This is a genomic window from Desulfobulbus propionicus DSM 2032, assembly GCF_000186885.1.
Lineage (GTDB): Bacteria > Desulfobacterota > Desulfobulbia > Desulfobulbales > Desulfobulbaceae > Desulfobulbus > Desulfobulbus propionicus.
In genome coordinates, this window is record NC_014972.1 from 1,746,323 (window position 1) to 1,761,705 (window position 15,383).

General features: G+C 59.5%; 15 protein-coding genes. 11 read left to right on the forward strand and 4 right to left on the reverse strand.

The window, feature by feature from the left end; genetic code table 11:
* Positions 1-21: 21 nt before the first annotated feature.
* Together mobB and corA are read left to right on the forward strand one after the other, a co-directional pair.
* The gene (mobB, locus tag DESPR_RS07600; RefSeq protein WP_015724220.1) at positions 22-678 is read left to right on the forward strand and encodes a molybdopterin-guanine dinucleotide biosynthesis protein B; all 657 of its coding nucleotides are present in this window, start codon (positions 22-24) and stop codon (positions 676-678) included.
* Positions 679-681: 3 nt separating this feature from the next.
* A complete protein-coding gene (corA, locus tag DESPR_RS07605; protein WP_015724221.1) occupies positions 682-1,743 on the forward strand; it encodes a magnesium/cobalt transporter CorA in 1,062 nt (353 codons plus the stop codon).
* A gap of 221 nt (positions 1,744-1,964) precedes the next feature.
* Here corA and DESPR_RS07610 read toward each other — a convergent pair whose 3' ends face one another.
* Positions 1,965-2,357, reverse strand: coding sequence for a pyridoxamine 5'-phosphate oxidase family protein (locus tag DESPR_RS07610; protein ID WP_015724222.1), 393 nt, complete (start codon positions 2,355-2,357; stop codon positions 1,965-1,967).
* 48 nt (positions 2,358-2,405) lie between these two features.
* On the reverse strand, positions 2,406-3,809 hold the full coding sequence (locus tag DESPR_RS07615) for an amidophosphoribosyltransferase (RefSeq protein ID WP_015724223.1): 1,404 nt from the start codon (positions 3,807-3,809) through the stop codon (positions 2,406-2,408).
* A gap of 338 nt (positions 3,810-4,147) precedes the next feature.
* On the opposite strand from DESPR_RS07615, the gene DESPR_RS17205 reads away from it, so the two are divergent.
* The 8 genes from DESPR_RS17205 to DESPR_RS07655 all read left to right on the forward strand — a co-directional run bounded on the left by DESPR_RS17205 (position 4,148) and on the right by DESPR_RS07655 (position 12,897).
* Positions 4,148-7,348 carry a PAS domain S-box protein gene (locus DESPR_RS17205; RefSeq protein ID WP_015724224.1) on the forward strand — a complete coding sequence of 1,067 codons (3,201 nt, stop codon included), beginning with the start codon at positions 4,148-4,150 and terminating at the stop codon, positions 7,346-7,348.
* A gap of 324 nt (positions 7,349-7,672) precedes the next feature.
* Positions 7,673-7,900, forward strand: coding sequence for a hypothetical protein (locus tag DESPR_RS07625; RefSeq protein ID WP_015724225.1), 228 nt, complete (start codon positions 7,673-7,675; stop codon positions 7,898-7,900).
* 69 nt (positions 7,901-7,969) lie between these two features.
* Positions 7,970-8,806 (forward strand): arginase family protein, encoded by an 837-nt coding sequence (locus DESPR_RS07630; protein ID WP_015724226.1) that lies wholly within the window; start codon positions 7,970-7,972, stop codon positions 8,804-8,806.
* A 27-nt stretch (positions 8,807-8,833) separates the two neighbouring features.
* On the forward strand, positions 8,834-9,070 hold the full coding sequence (locus tag DESPR_RS07635; RefSeq protein ID WP_043769851.1) for a hypothetical protein: 237 nt from the start codon (positions 8,834-8,836) through the stop codon (positions 9,068-9,070).
* Between the two features lie 48 nt (positions 9,071-9,118).
* Positions 9,119-10,240, forward strand: a complete 1,122-nt coding sequence (potA, locus tag DESPR_RS07640) for a spermidine/putrescine ABC transporter ATP-binding protein PotA (RefSeq protein WP_015724227.1) — start codon at positions 9,119-9,121, stop codon at positions 10,238-10,240.
* Complete coding sequence (locus DESPR_RS07645) at positions 10,230-11,084, forward strand: ABC transporter permease subunit (RefSeq protein WP_015724228.1); 855 nt, start codon at positions 10,230-10,232, stop codon at positions 11,082-11,084. Before potA ends, DESPR_RS07645 begins: the two co-directional genes overlap by 11 nt.
* Positions 11,081-11,848, forward strand: a complete 768-nt coding sequence (gene potC / locus DESPR_RS07650; protein ID WP_015724229.1) for a spermidine/putrescine ABC transporter permease PotC — start codon at positions 11,081-11,083, stop codon at positions 11,846-11,848. The genes DESPR_RS07645 and potC overlap by 4 nt, the downstream gene beginning before the upstream one ends.
* Positions 11,845-12,897, forward strand: a complete 1,053-nt coding sequence (locus tag DESPR_RS07655) for a spermidine/putrescine ABC transporter substrate-binding protein (RefSeq protein ID WP_015724230.1) — start codon at positions 11,845-11,847, stop codon at positions 12,895-12,897. The genes potC and DESPR_RS07655 overlap by 4 nt, the downstream gene beginning before the upstream one ends.
* Before the next feature lie 35 nt (positions 12,898-12,932).
* On the opposite strand, the gene larE is transcribed toward DESPR_RS07655, so the two are convergent.
* Positions 12,933-13,733, reverse strand: coding sequence for an ATP-dependent sacrificial sulfur transferase LarE (gene larE, locus DESPR_RS07660; RefSeq protein ID WP_015724231.1), 801 nt, complete (start codon positions 13,731-13,733; stop codon positions 12,933-12,935).
* Positions 13,734-13,780: 47 nt separating this feature from the next.
* The gene (locus tag DESPR_RS17210; protein WP_015724232.1) at positions 13,781-14,557 is read right to left on the reverse strand and encodes a hemerythrin domain-containing protein; all 777 of its coding nucleotides are present in this window, start codon (positions 14,555-14,557) and stop codon (positions 13,781-13,783) included.
* 280 nt (positions 14,558-14,837) lie between these two features.
* Here DESPR_RS17210 and cobO point away from each other — a divergent pair, with 280 nt between their 5' ends.
* Positions 14,838-15,359 (forward strand): cob(I)yrinic acid a,c-diamide adenosyltransferase, encoded by a 522-nt coding sequence (gene cobO / locus DESPR_RS07670; RefSeq protein WP_169701564.1) that lies wholly within the window; start codon positions 14,838-14,840, stop codon positions 15,357-15,359.
* The last annotated feature ends 24 nt before the right edge of the window (positions 15,360-15,383 follow it).

Genomic DNA, 15,383 nt, shown 5'->3' on the forward strand with positions numbered 1-15,383 from the left:
GGCCAACGCCAAGGAGCCTCCATGCCTCCGGTGATCGCGTTTATTGGCTGGCACAATTCAGGAAAGACCACCCTGACTCGACAGGTGGTCGCCCACCTCAAGGCCAAGGGCCATGCGGTCGGGGTCATCAAATCGACCAAGGAATGCGGGATCGCCTTTGATCGTCCCGGCACCGACACGGCCCTGTACAAACAAGCGGGTGCCGACGGGGTGGCCCTGCTGGCCCCGGATCAGTTGATCCTCCAGGGCAGCCCTCCCGACGGTGACCTGCGGATCTTGGCCGGCGCTCTCTTCCCTGATGTCAGCATCGTCGTGGCCGAAGGATTCAAGCATGCCGCCCAGGTACCGAAGATCGAGGTCAGACGGGACAAGGACTCGCCGCTGTTGCGCGAGCTGGTCGAGGGGGTGGTTGCCGTGGCCACCGACCTGCCATTGATTGAGGGGCTGTGCTTTGGCCTGGATCAAAGCGACGCGATCGCCGATTTCATCGAATCGACCCTTCTCCGCGGCCGGGCGGCGACCGAGGAGCGGCTGACCCTTTCCTTAAACGACAGGGATCTGCCCGTGCCGGAACCGGTGCGGCAACGGCTGGAGGCGCTAATTGAGCCGTTTCTTCCTCCCGGCGGTCGCGCAACCCTTGCCTGGCACGGGCCATGCCCTCCACCTTCCCAGGAGTAGCCCATGGCGGAAACCCTCAATGTTCCTTCGGAAAAGGCTGGCTTGCCTCCTGGCAGCCTAGTGCATGTCGGCAGGTCGCCAGCCGTCGCGGGGCGTGTCGTTTTGATCAGTTTCAGCGAAGAGCATTTTATCGAGCAGCAGGTGGCAAGCCTCGACGACATTCTTGCTCACCGCCAGCCCGGCGCCACCCTCTGGGTGCACTGTGAAGGCCTGGACATTGTCGAACTGCTTGAGGCCATAGGCCTGCATCTCTCGGTCCATCCATTGGTCCTGGAGGATATTCTCAACACTCACCAGCGGCCCAAGTTCGAGGAGTATGAAGACTATCTCTTCCTGGTCATGAAAACCCTGCGCGGCGATTCATCGCTCACAGTCGGTCACGAACAGATATCCCTGCTTCTGTTCGCCGACATGCTCTTTACCTTCAGGGAAAATGCGGACGATTTGTTCGGCAATCTCAGGCAGCGGCTGGCCCACCCCAAGGGACGAATCCGTTCCCGGGGCGCTGATTATCTGGCCTATGTGGTCATGGATGCGGTGGTAGACAACTATTTTGCCCTGTCGGACACCGTGGAAGAGGCCATCGAACGCGCGGAAATCACCTTGCTCGACCGGCCGCAGTCCACAACCTTTGTCTTCATTCAACGGCTGAAACGCGAACTGGTGTTCGTCCGCAAGGCCATCACCCCGCTGCGCGAGGTCCTGCTGGCCATCCAGCGCAGCGAAAATCCCCTGATCCACGAAAAAACCCAGCTCTATTTCCGAGACGTCTTTGATCACACTCTCCGGGTGATCGATACCATGGATTCCCACCGCGATCTGATCAACGGCATGCTCGATATCTATCTCTCCAGCGTCAGCAATCGGATGAACGAGATCATGAAGGTGCTGACCGTGTTTGCCACCATCTTCATCCCCCTGACCTTTCTCGTCGGGATCTACGGCATGAATTTCGACCACATGCCTGAGCTGCACTGGAAATGGTCCTATCCTGTTCTCTGGGGTTTGTTTTTTCTTATCCCCGCTGTGCTGCTGGCCGTGTTCAGAAAGAAAAAGTGGTTGTAACCCGCAAGGAGCCGGACGCAGTGGCGTGGCTTTATCGAGGGGTCACGGTGAGGCCGTCCGGGAGATGACGGCCAAAAGGGGAGAAGCGGGGGCCTGCAAGGGGCTCCCGGTGTGTCGAGAAATGTCCGGCCGGAGCACTGACCGTCTTTCACCCCATTGGGAAAAGACGATCGCGCCCCGGGTGTGTGGGCGGAAGGATGAGGTGCGGAAGCGCCGAGCCGTTACTCCAGCGTCTTTTGTTCGCCACCGAGCAGATTCAGCACCTTGTTCACCCGGAAGCGAACCAGGAATTTTTTCTCCTGTTCGCCTTCGTCCGGCCGCTTGGGCCGTCGGCTCATGGAGCGGATGAGTTCCTGATCGGTGTTTTCGTCGAGAAAACTCATGTAGAGCCGCAGCCCCTGGTAGGCATGCCCCTCCTCGAGGAAGAGATAGCAAGCCTGTTGGTTTTCCATCAGATTGGCGTGGCTGCGCCGATCCAGCATGATGAAGGCGACCTCGTCCTTGCCCAGGACGTGCGGCCTGGAGTAAATGGCCGTGTTCACTTCACCCTTGCCGTCACAGGTGGCCATGACCCCTGTGCCTTTGGTGGTGGCGAAATACTGTTCGAGTTTCATGCGGTTTTTCCTTGTTGACCGTTGATGGGAAGGGGAACCGTTTCCGGGTCAGGAATAGCTGCTGCCGTCCCAGCAATGGGTGCACAGTTGCTCCTTGGGCAGGCCGATGGCCGCGACCAGGTCTTCCAGCCGCTGGTAGCGCAGCGAGGTGAGGCGCAGCTGGCAACGGATAGTCTCGACCATGGCCAGGTGCTGGGCTGAACCGGCCTGGGCGTACAGGGGCAGATCCTTGTCCTCGGTCCCCTCAAGCGCACGGATGGTCTTGCGGCCAAGCAGGTCCAGGGTCGAGCGCGAGGTGGAGAAATTGAGGAACATGCAGGGGTAGATCAGGGCCGGGCAGGCGAGGCGCACATGTACCTCCCGCGCGCCGCAATCAAACAGGGCCTGCACATTGTCCTTGAGCTGGGTGCCGCGGACGATCGAATCGTCGCAGAGCATCAGTCGACGGCCTTCGATCAACCGGCGCACCGGGATCAGCTTCATTTTCGCCACCAGATCGCGCATGGCTTGGTTTTGGGGCATGAAGCTGCGCGGCCAGGTAGGCGTGTATTTGACAAAGGGTCGGTTGTACGGGATTTTCTTTTCGTTGGCATAACCCAGTGCATGGCCGATACCCGAATCGGGAATACCGGCGACGGTGTCCACGGACACGCCGTCATGACGCGCCAAGGCCGCGCCGCAGGCGTAACGGAAATGTTCGACGTTGATGCCTTCGTACTCGGAGGCCGGGTAGCCGTAGTAGACCCAGAGAAAGGAGCAAACTTGCATGCGCGGCCCCGGAGGCAGCCGCTGTTCCCAGCCGTCGGCGGTGAGAAAGAGCACCTCACCCGGGCCAAGAAAATGGGCGGTGTCGAATCCTAGATTGGGAAAGGCGCTGGTTTCCGAGCTGACCGCGGTCGCCCCTTCGCGGCGGCCCACCACCAGCGGCGTCCGGCCGAGGCGGTCACGGGCCGCATAGAGCCCTTGTTCGGTCAGGACAAGCATCGAGCAGGAGCCTTGGATCGCTTCCTGGGCACGGCGGATACCGGCTTCGAAGCTGTTTTCCTGGCAGATCAGCATTGCCGTCACTTCGGTTTGGTTGGCGATGCCGTCGGCGGTGCCAGAGAAATGACATTTGTCGGCAAAGGCCTGTTGGACCAGGTCATCGATGTTGTTGATTCGACCGACGGTGACGATGCCGAAGGTACCGAGATGCGATCCGATGATCAGGGGCTGCGGATCGGTGTCGCTGATCACGCCGATGCCTTGCCGGCCCTGGAACTGAACCAGCTCGGATTCGAATTTGGAGCGAAAATAGCTGTTTTCGATATTGTGGATGGCGCGATGGAAGCCCTGGGCATTGCGCACCGCCATCCCGCCGCGTTTTGTGCCCAGATGGGAGTGGTAGTCGGTGCCGTAATACAGATCCGCGACGCAATCCTCCCGCGAGACAATGCCGAAAAGCCCGCCCATGATACCCTCTGTGAATGGTTTGTCCGTGTTGCGCGGTCAGACCCAAGAAAAGAGCCGGCCGCCGCCTTTCCGGGCCGTACCTTAGAGGCTTTCGGTCCGCCTGTCCATACAATTTTGTTGTGGGGACAGTCACTGCCGGCTGCGGCAACCGCATCACCGCGGCCTTTCTCCTCTTCTCGATGGAGGCGGGAAGAATGGTCAATGCGGGAGAAAATTCTACCTCGACGGCCGGATTTCCAGTACAAGAGAACGAGATCGATTGAACGACCTTGCCGTGTTCAAGGGCTGCGCCGCCCCTGGACACGGCTGATTGATTATCCATCACCCGGTTTGCTGTCATGACCACCCATCCCCCTGCCCCCGGCGCGAAACAGCCACTCCTGGCTTTTTTCGCCACCGCCGAGCCTCGTTGGTTGGCCTGTTTCCTGTTCCTCTGGACGCTGATTGTCCCGGCCGCGCTCTGGGCCGAAGGCGAGGCCCAATCGGCCGCACCCAGGGAGGCCGCCGGTCAAGCGCGTTCCAACGGGCCGCGCCGGGTTCTCATCCTCAACTCCTATCATCCGGGCATGCACTTTTCCGACGAGGAGGTTCGCGGCATTCGCTCCGTCCTGCCGCCCGGCACCGAGGTGTTTCTCGAGTACATGGATACCAAGCGCATCCAGGGTGAGGCGTATCTGACGCAACTGGCGCAATTGTATGCCATGAAGTACGCGCACTCCCGCTTTGACACCATCTTTTCCCTGGACGACGACGCCCTGCGGTTCCTTCTTGCCCGCGCCGGTCGACTCTTTCCCGAAACGCCGGTGGTCTTTTGCGGCGTGAATGCCCTGCAGTCGGGCATGCTTGACAACCAGCCCTGGTTCACCGGGGTGCTCGAAACCATCGATATCGAGGCAAGCCTCGATTTTGCCCTGCGGATGCTGCCGCAAACCACCCAGGTACTGGTGATTACCGATCCGACCACCACCGGGGCCGCCAACCGTCAGACCCTGGAACGCCTGGCCAGATCTGGTGCCTACAAACAACCCTTTGTGTTTCTCGATCCGGATGGTTCCGGACTCGAAATCGATACCCTGGTCGACACGCTCCGACGGTCTCCCGCTGGTTCCATTGTCTACTATGCCGATTTTTATAAAGATAGACAGGGGCACACCGTCAATGCCGAAGCCATTGTTCCCCTGGTGGCCAGCCATGCCCCCGGGCCGGTGTTTGTTCACAACGCGACCTACCTGGGATATGGCGTTTTGGGTGGCAAATTGAACAGCGGATTTGACCAGGGGGTGACCGCCGGTCACCTGGCCCTCCAGATGTGGCAAGGAAAAAAGGCGGCTGAGATTCCGGTGCTCACCGAAAATGCCAATCGGGTGATGGTGGATCATCAGTCGCTCGACCGGTGGAACATCCCGCGCTCGGCGGTGCTGACCGCTGCCGGCACGGAAGAAAAAAACATCATTTTCTTGCATAAACCCGAACCGTTTTGGCGGGGGAGGGGAGGCTATTTTCTCGCGGGGCTGGGATTTATCGTTTTTCAAGCCGTATTGATCGCCTGGTTGTTTCAACTGCTGCAACGTCAGCAGCAGCTGCGCCGCGAGGCGCGAAACGCGGCCGAACGGTTCCGGGCCCTGTTTGACCTGGCCCCCTTTGCCTGCGTGGTCAACGATCAGGCAGGCCGTTACCTGATGGTCAACCGCGCCTTCACCCAGATCACCGGCATCACCGCCGCGGAAGCCCTGGGCCGCACCAGCCAAGAGGCCGGCGTGCTCCTTGATCGGAGCGCCGTTCGCGCCATCAAGCGCGAGCTCGACAAGCACGGTGTTGTTGCGGGAATGGAGGTGCCGGTCACCATTCGGCGGCACCGATTTTTGCACACCCTCCAGGCCAGCGCGATGATCGACTGGGAGAGCGGGCCGGTCATCCTCTCGGCCACCGCCGACATCACCACCATCCGTCAGGCCGAGGCGGCCCTGCGGGAGAGCGAGGAGCGGTATCGGGAGCTGGTGGAAAACGCCAGCATCATCATCATCAAATTCGACATCTCCGGGGTGTTGACCTTTGTCAATGCCTATGCCCTCAAATTCTTCGGCTTCACCGAAGAGGAACTGCTGGGCAGGAACGTGGTGGGCACCATCGTGCCCGAGATCGACTCGAACGGCCAGGATCTGCGAGTGATGATGGCCGCGATCTGCCAGGACACCGAGACCTTTCGCGACAATATCAACGAAAACATGACCCGTGACGGCCAGCGGCTGTGGATCCACTGGAACAACCGGGTGATCCGGGACGAGCACAACCGAATCTGCGAGATCCTCTCGTTTGGCAGCGACATGACCCGGCGCAAGCAGGCGGAAGACGAGCGGGAACGGCTGCGAGACCAGTTGTTGCAGGCTCAGAAAATGGAATCCGTGGGGCGGTTGGCCGGCGGCGTCGCCCATGATTTCAACAACATGCTGGGGGTGATCATTGGTCACGCCGAATTGGCCCTGACCGATGCCGGGCTGGGCACGCGGCTGCGTCACGATCTGCAGCAGATTTTGACAGCGGCTGAACGGTCCGCCGAGCTGACCAGACAGTTGCTGGCCTTTGCCCGCAAACAGCCCATCGCGCCCAAGGTGCTCGATCTGAATCAGAGCATCACCGAAATGCTCAAGATGCTTCGCCGGCTGATCGGCGAGGATGTTCAGCTCCTCTGGCGTCCAGGCGAGGGGCTGTGGCCGGTGCGCATCGATCCCACCCAGCTGACCCAGATTCTCGCCAACTTGAGCATCAACGCCAAGGATGCGGTGGTCGACGATGGCCAGATCGTCATTGAAACCGCCAACACGGTCCTCGATGCCGCCTACTGCACCAGCCGCGTCGGCTGTATCCCCGGCGAATATGTGCAACTCATGGTGTGCGACAACGGCTGCGGCATGGATCAGGCCACCCAGGAGCGGATTTTTGATCCCTTCTTCACCACCAAGGGGCACGGGCAGGGGACTGGACTGGGGTTGTCCACGGTCAGCGGCATCGTCACCCAGAACCACGGGCTGATCGAATGTGCCAGCGAACCGGGGCAGGGCACGACCTTTCGTTTGTACCTTCCCCGGTTCGTCGGCGAGGTCGAGGAGGAAACAATCGCTGAGCCGCCCGTTGTCGTCTCCCCCGGCAGCGGCACCATCCTGTTGGTGGAGGACGAACAGGTGCTGCTCGAGATGAGCGAGGCCATGCTGGAAACCCTGGGATACACGGTTCTGATCGCCAGTACTGCGGAGGAGGCGCTGCGCTGGGCCAGGGAGTACACGGGCGTCATTGACCTGCTCATCACCGACGTGATCATGCCCGGCATGAACGGCAAGGAACTGGCTGCACGGTTGACGGCGATTCGGCCAGCCATGCGCTGCCTGTTCATGTCCGGCTATCCCGCCGATGTCATCGCCCATCAGGGAATGATCGAGCAGGGCGTGCGATTCATTCAGAAACCATTCACCAAGACGGCCCTGGCGGCCAAGGTGCGGGAAGCGCTACCAGAACGGTCGATGCATGCCCCGGATTCCCGGTGATCGCCGCCCAGTCGGATAGCCGCTGTCCCGTGTCCGACATGCGGTCGCGGTCGTGTTCGTCTCCAACAGGCGGCAGGCCCCGCTGGTTCATTGTTGGTTTGCGTTGCCCGTTCCTCCGGGCGGGCAAATACCGGCAATGAGTGGGTTACTCTTGTCGATTATTCAATTTTTTATTGACAGAGGAGGTGGGGTATATTTCGATCATGGAGCATTATAGAGGGCTTGGCACGCGAATCCAGGTCGTGGCGAACAGGCGATGTTTGCCGGCCGGATGAACGGTCGATTGGCTCGTCTCCAATGAACCCCCAATTTCAAGGCAGGACTATGGTTGACAGAGAAAACGATGAGGAAGATGTCCAGATTGAGGAGTGCTCCGTCTGCGGTGGCGATATCATCATCGATAGCTACTGCGAAGAGGATGATATTGTTTATTGCAATGATTGCGAGGCCGAGTACCTGATCCGTTCGCTAGACCCCATCCGTTTGAAATTGCTCGACGACGACGCCGATGCCGATGACGCGGACGATTCCTTTGATGAAGAGTTCGAGTGATTGACGCTCATTGCAGGACAAGCCGCACGGGTGCCCCGGTTGACAAAACTTTACCCAAGGTGTTGACGCATGAATTTCTTGAATCTTTCATCGAAAAAGGTTGCCTACAATCAAGCCAAGGCCGTCATCCTACCCATTCCCCACGGTGGTTCGAGCAAGAATATCCCCTTGGATAAAGGTCCCGAGGCCATTTTGCTTGCCTCGCAGATGCTTTCCGCCTATGACGTCGAAACCAATACCGATCTTGATGAACTGCAGCTGCATACCCTGGAACCGTTGCTCTGCCCTGACGACCCGCAGGCCGTGGTGGAGGAGGTGGCCAATCAGAGCAACCCGCACTTCAAGAAAAACAAGCTGGTCGCGGCCATCGGCGGCAGCCACCTGATCAGCGAAGGCCTGGTCAATGCGGCCCTGGGCCAGGACAACAACCTCAGTGTCATTCATCTCGGGGCCCATCCCCACCTGCTCGATTCCGTTGCCGATGCGCCCGATGTGATGGCACGGATCAAGGAAAAGTGCCCCGTTTCCCATATCGGCATCCGCAGCATGGCCAAGGCCGAGAAGAACAAAGTGCATATCGATAACCTGGTGTTTGCCCGGGATATCTACAACAACGGCCTGAACGCCGCGGCGGACGCCATCGATGTCCTTGGTGAAACCGTCTACCTGGCCATCAACCTCGACGTCCTCGATCCGGCCTGCATGCCTGCGGTGACCAAACCGGAACCCGGCGGGCTTGACTGGTATAGCCTCAACAACCTGATCCGCATGATTGCCCGGGAAAAATCGATTATCGGATTCGATGTCACCGGGCTGGTGCCGCAGAAAAACGGCCTCCATGCCCACCTCCTGGCCGCCAAGCTGGTATATAAAACGCTGATCTGCTGTCTGAAAAACAGCCGCTGAATTCCCAGGAGCGCGTGAAAGACCGGGATGGCCGACCAAGGCCATCCCGTGTGCGTCTTGGGCTCGACCCGTCTTGCTGTTCATCCCTCCTCTCCTGAGCTGTTGCCGGATCCGGCGGTCAGGGCCCCCAGCTTCCTGTCCACAGCATTTCTCCCAATGAAAAAGGAGGCGGGCGTTGTCTTTGCCATTGAAGAGCAGACCCTGTTCGTTGTAGAAAACAGCGCGAAGAACACCGGATCGGTCATTGACCGACGGCCAGGATAACGTCAACCGGCACTCGACGCCGGTTGTTTTTTTGAGGAGACGGGCGGGTTGAACAAAGCGGTTGTCGAACTGATCGGGGTGGATAAGGACTATGGCGGCCATCGGGCCCTCGCCAACATATCCCTCACGGTGGCCGATGGGGAGTTTCTTTCCCTACTCGGCCCCTCGGGCTGCGGCAAGACCACCCTGCTCCGGCTGATCGGCGGCTTTGAAGACTGTACCCGCGGTCAGCTGTTGCTCGATGGTCGGATCATGGACCGGGTGCCGCCGGAAAAACGGGCGGTGAACACCGTGTTTCAGAATTATGCCCTGTTTCCCCACATGACGGTGTTCGACAACATCGCCTTTGGTCTGCGCATGGCCAAGAAGGGCACGGACGATATCAGGCAGGCCGTGCATCAGGCCCTGGAATTGGTTGAGCTTGCCGGGATGGCCCACCGCAAACCCGCTGAACTCTCCGGCGGCCAGCAGCAGCGGGTGGCCATTGCCCGGGCCATTGTCAACAAACCTCGGGTCCTGCTGCTCGACGAGCCGCTTTCCGCCCTCGACCACCGTCTGCGCAAGCAGATGCAAAAGGAGCTCAAGCAGCTGCAGCGTACCCTGGGCATCACCTTTCTCCTCGTGACCCACGACCAGGACGAGGCGTTCGCCATGTCCGACCGGGTGGTGGTCATGCAGCAGGGCCGGATCGAGCAGATCGGCACCCCGATGGAGATCTACGAAGAACCGGTCAACCTCTACGTGGCCCGCTTTGTCGGCGATATCAACGTGCTCGACGGTGTCATCCGCGAGCAGACCGGGTCAACCACCTTCATCGCCTTGGTGGAGGGGGCGGTCGTCCGTCTCAGGAGCAATCGCGCCCTCAACCTCGGTCAGTCGATCCATGTGCTGCTGCGGCCCGAGGATTTCCGCCTCGAACTGGAACAGGACATCGCCCAGTCCCGGGATCTCTCCGCCAAATTCCAGCAGGCGCGGCTCAAGGGCACGGTACGGCGCATCTTCTATCACGGCGCCACCTATGACGTGGAAGTCAGCCTCGAGAGCGGCACCCGGGTGCAGGTCACCGAATTTTTCGATGACGACAGCGACAACCTCTATTTCAAACCTGGTGATTCGGTGGCGCTCGGCTGGCATGAGGGGTGGGAGGTGGTGCTGCCGCATGAAGACTGAATCCCGCTTCCGTCTGCTGCTGATCGGCTCAACCTACACCTGGATGGTGGTGCTGGCCCTGATTCCCTATCTGATCCTGCTGGGCGCCAGTTTTCTCGAACGCGGCGAGGGTACCCTGGTGGTTTCTGGGTGGTCGACCGTTAACTATCGGCATTTGCTGTCGCCGGCGGTATTCGGCATGGCGCTTGATTCCCTCGCACTGGCGGCGGTGGCCGCCCTGCTCTGTTTGCTGGCAGGCTATCCCTTTGCCTACATCCTCGCCCAGGCTCCGACCAGGGCCCAGCCGTTGCTGCTCTTGCTGGTGATGATTCCCTTCTGGACCAACTCCCTGATCCGCACCTATGCCCTGGTGATGATGCTCAAGGCCGATGGTTTCGTCAACACCCTGTTGCGGGCCGCAGGCCTGATCGAGGCGCCCCTGCAGCTGATGTATACCCCTATCGCCGTTTTCATCGGTCTGGTCTACACCCTGTTGCCGTTCATGATTTTGCCGCTCTATGCGGCACTCAAGGCGGTGGACCCGCAGCTGCTGGAGGCGGGACGCGATTTGGGGGCCGGCCGGGTGCAGAATTTTTTTCGCATCACCATGCCCCTGACCATGCCGGGCATCGTGGCCGGCACCATGCTGGTTTTTCTGCCGGCCTTGGGGATGTTCTATATCTCCGACATCCTCGGCGGCGCCCGCACCATGCTGCTGGGCAACTACATCCGCGACCAATTCCTGGTTTTCCGCGATATCCCCATGGGCTCGGCGGCCAGCGTCACCATGACCGTGGCCATGGGCCTGATGCTGGCGCTTCACTATCTGGCCAACCGTCGTTCCGGCCGGGAGATGATGCGGTGAACCGCTGGCTCAAGTACCTTTATGCGGGCGGGGTTTATGCCTTTCTCTACCTGCCGCTGGTGATCGTGGCGGTCTTCTCCTTCAACAGCTCCAAGTATTCCCTGGCCTGGAAGGGGTTCACCCTCGATTGGTACGGCAAGCTGTGGCAGAACACCGGGCTGACGAGCGCGGCGGTCAACTCCCTGCTCATTGCCGCCGGTGCCGCCACCCTGGCCACCCTGCTCGGCACGGTGGCCGCCTTCATCCTGCACCAGTACAGATTTCCCGGCCGCCGCTTGTTGTTTGGCGGGCTGTTCGTGATGATGATGTCGCCCGATATTGTGATCGCCATCTCATTGCTGCTGCTCTTTCTCGCCTTGTCCCTGCCCCTGGGCCTGCCCACCCTTCTGGTCGCCCACACGGTATTGTGCGTGCCCTTTGTCGCCACCACCGTGTTTTCCCGTTTCCACGGCTTTCAGACCGATATCGTCGATGCCGCCAGGGATCTGGGGGCTGGCGAGTACCACGTCTTTCGCCACATCGTCCTCCCCCTGGCCGCTCCGGCGGTGGTCGGCGGCTGGCTGCTCAGCTTTACCCTGTCGCTGGACGACGTGATCATCAGCTTCTTCACCACCGGGCCGGACTTCGAGGTGCTGCCATTGCGCATCTATTCCATGGTCCGCCTGGGCATCAAACCCGATGTCAATGCACTGTGCGTGGTGATGATGGCCATCACCATCACCGCGCTCGTCCTTTCCAGAAAACTGCTCAAGGAGAAACAATGAAAACCATCGTGCATCGCGTCCTACTCACGCTCCTGGCCCTGTTAACGGTTGTCGTGCCCGGATTTGCCGCCGATAAGGCGGACAAGGTGGTCAACCTCTACATCTGGTCCGAGTACATCCCCGACGAGGTGATCGCCGCCTTTACCAAGGAGACCGGCATCAAGGTCAACCTGTCGACCTACGACAGCAACGAGGCCATGTACGCCAAGGTCAAGCTGGTGGGCAAAGGCTACGATCTGGTGGTGCCCTCCTCGGATTATGTGGGACTGATGCGGCGCGAGGGACTGCTGCTGCCGGTCGACACGAAGAAGATTGCCAACTTCTCGCTGATCGACCCGAGGTTCACCAATCAGAGCTTTGATCCAGGCAACGGCTATTCAGTCCCCTACATGTGGGGCTCGACCTCGTTGGCGGTCAATACCCAGGTCATTGGCGGCGACACGGTGCGGAAGATGGCCGACTTGTGGAAGCCCGAACTCAAGGGCAAGCTGCTGTTGCCCAACGATCCGCGCGAGGTCATGGGCATCGGCCTCAAGGTGTTGGGCTATTCCATCAACGAGAAGGATCCCGAGCACCTGCGCCAGGCTTTTGAGCGGTTGCAGTCCCTGATGCCGCAGGTGCGGGTGTTCGATTCCGATTCGCCCAAGCAAGCCTTGCTTTCCGGGGAAGTGGCCGCTGGTCTGGTGTGGAACGGCGAGGCCTATGTGGCCAACAACGAGAACAAGGCCATCCACTACCTCTACCCGCCCGAAGGGTTCAGTCTTTGGGTGGACAGCTTTTGCATCCCCAAGGGAGCGGCCCACGTGGAGGCGGCTCACCGGTTCATCGACTATGTGCTTCGGCCGCAGGTGTCGGCGATCATCAGCCAGTCCATGGGGTATTCCTCGCCCAATGCCAAGGTGTTCGACTTTCTTCCCGCGGAGATGAAGAACAACCCCATCGTCAATCCTTCGGTCGAAGATGCGGCCCGGGGCGAATTTCTTGACAGTCTGGACGAGCAGACCCTGAAAATATATGAAGGATACTGGGTGAAGCTGAAGAGCAGGTAACGATTCCGCGCGGACTCACCCTGGGAGTGGCTGCATCATCTCCCCACAAGGTCGAGCAGGACGGTGTCAACGCCGTGGTTGTGGAAAAAACGGACCATGGCCGGCCGGTGGGTGTGCATCGAGAAGGAGGCGAAATCCGCTGCCCGGAGTTGAATACAGACCCGGCTGCCGGTTTCGTTCTCCAGGCGCACCCGGCAACCGACAAAACCAAACCGGCGCAGTTCTTCCTCCCATTGTTCGATTTGCCGCAGGCGCTCAACGGTTATGGGCATGCCGCAGGGGATCCGAGTGGCCAGGCAGGAAGCGGAAGGCTGATCCCAGTCCGTCAATCCCAGCTGTTGACTCAGCTGTCGGACATCCGCCTTGTCAAAGCCGGCCTGGACCAGGGGCGTCTGTACGCCCAGTTGGTGGATGGCCCGCAGGCCGGGGCGATGGCTTTTCAGGTCATCGGTATTGGTGCCGTCGAGCAGAACGGAAACCCCATGTTTTTCGAGTTGTTCTCGAAACAGGGAATACAGGCGGAATTTGCACGAATAGCAACGGTCTTCGGCGTTGACGACAAATTCCTTCCAACGCAGAGGGTGCACTTCCAGGCGCACCATGGCAACACCCCGGGGGTAGCCGTTGCGTGATGACCAGTGGATGGCCCGATCGATTTCCCGCGATGGCAGGAGGGCCGATTCGCCAAACAGCAGTAAGACGTTGCCCGCGCCAAGGGTGTCCAGGGCGCATTTTGCCAGCAGGGAACTGTCGGTGCCTCCGGAAAAGGCCACAGCGACCCGTCCATGGGCTTGCAGGATCGAGCGCAGTCGGGTGGTCTTGTCGTCAAGATGCATGGGGACTGCCCACCGGCTGGCGATGGTGCGGCTCCTGTCGTGAATCGTCAGAAATTGCGTATATGGACGGAGCCATACAGTTCGATGAGAAATTGTTCGGTGGCCGGCGACAGGTTGATGAATTCAGCCCCGTAGAGATTGTCTTGTCCATTGACGACCCGCACCTTTTCCTTCATTTTGAAATTTCTGCCAATGGTGCAGGTGACGATCAGCAAATCGTCGATGGAATAGAGCTCGGACGATTCGAGCCGTAGACCGCCCAGGCTGATATCGACGATGGTGGCACTTTTATTTTTCAAGGTGGTGGTATTGTAACAGGTGGCCAGGATGGCGTGATCGGTGATCTTCCGTTGATGGATGCGCTTGTGACGTCTTCGGTCCTTTTGCTCGAACGGATATTCATCGATTGCAATCTTCTGTTGCTGTTCGCTGCCTCCCTTGGCAATGGAGGCAAAAAGCGGGATGTCCGCGCGGCTGATATGGTCGATAAACCATGCGTCAAGCACATCATGGATCGCATTGCCGCCGTTGTTCCTGTTGCGAAAACTCAACCTGAATTTATGAAACTCCTTGATCAAGGCATAATGATCAAGGGTATGCTGCGCCGCAAGCTCATGATGCTCGATGAGTTTCTCCTCCGCTTCAAAATGGCGAAAAATATAATTTTCAATCACATCAAAAAGGGTGTCGATCACCTTTTTGTCGGCGTGGCTTGCTGAAGCGTTGCCCAGGTCGTTGATCAGGTCGAAAATGATTTTATGCTGATTGTCAATGAGACCGATGCCCACGTTGAGGGTGTCGTCCCATTCTTTCTTGTGTTTCATGGAGCCTCATGTGCCTGTGGGGGATGCGATATCCCCGAATGAGTGAACGCCAGGGTAAGAACCGGGCCAGCGGCGCGGGTTTTGTTTCTAGGGTACCTTGAGTGCCATGTCCCGACAAGGTTTTCGGTAAAAAAAACAGGCCGGGCGCGTCGCGTTTCTCCTCCTGCGGCACCAGGGCGAGAAGGCCGGGTGGTCGAAAAAGGTGACGCCCGCCAAGGCAGGTGGTATGGTGGACAAGGAGCGATGAATGGTGGATTCCACGACAAAAAAAGAGGATGGAATGAGCAAAGGTTTGCTGATCGTGTTCACCGGCAATGGCAAGGGGAAGACCACCGCCGCCCTGGGCATGGCCATGCGGGCCGCCGGTCATGGGCTGCGCGTCTGTTTTATCCAGTTCATCAAAGGGAGCTGGCGTTACGGGGAACTCGAGGCCGTCAAGCGGTTTGCGGGGCTGATCGACCTGCATGTGATGGGCAAGGGGTTTACCTGGAAATCGGAGAACATCGAGGACGATGCCCGGCTGGCCCGGGAGGCGTGGGACTTCGCCCGTCAGGCCATCAACTCGAACAGCTACCAGATCGTGGTGCTCGATGAATTCACCTACCTGCTCCATTACGGCATGCTGGCCCTTGATCCCTGCCTCCAGTTCCTGACCGAGCGCAACCCTGCCCAACATGTGGTCATCACCGGCCGATACGCCCCGCCCTCCCTGCTGGAAGCGGCCGATCTGGTGACCGAGATGCAGGCAGTCAAGCATCCCCTGGCCAGCGGCATCAAGGCGCAAAAAGGAATCGAATTTTGAGCGGTTCGCCATTTTCGTCGGTGG